The sequence below is a fragment of the Microvirgula sp. AG722 genome, assembly GCF_003269145.1.
In the GTDB taxonomy this organism is placed as follows: domain Bacteria; phylum Pseudomonadota; class Gammaproteobacteria; order Burkholderiales; family Aquaspirillaceae; genus Microvirgula; species Microvirgula aerodenitrificans.
The window spans coordinates 1-258 of the sequence record NZ_QLTJ01000047.1 but is presented as its reverse complement, the minus strand read 5'-3'; the positions used below and the strand labels follow the sequence as shown (position 1 = coordinate 258).

Annotated in this window: 1 protein-coding gene; it reads left to right on the top strand. The window is 72.1% G+C overall.

What is annotated here, in order from left to right:
* On the top strand, positions 1 to 258 hold a 258-nt coding region (locus DFO50_RS18730; RefSeq protein ID WP_146745163.1), incomplete at both ends, for a hypothetical protein.

Sequence of the window (258 nt, the reverse complement as noted above, 5' to 3'; positions counted from 1 at the left end):
TGACACTCGGTGCCGCCAGCGTCGACCTCGACGACAGCACGCTGAAGGCCGCGACCATCACGCTGGACAGTGACGGCCCGCTGAGCCTGCGCCGGGTGACGCTGACCGCCGGCGGGCTGCTGGCCTTCACCACCCCGGGCCAGATGGTCAGCGACGGGGCGGTGGTCAAGGCCGGGCAGATGACACTGCGGGCGGGGTCGCTGTCGGCGCCCGACAGCAAGTGGTCCAGCCGGGGCGCGCTGACGCTGAATGTCGACG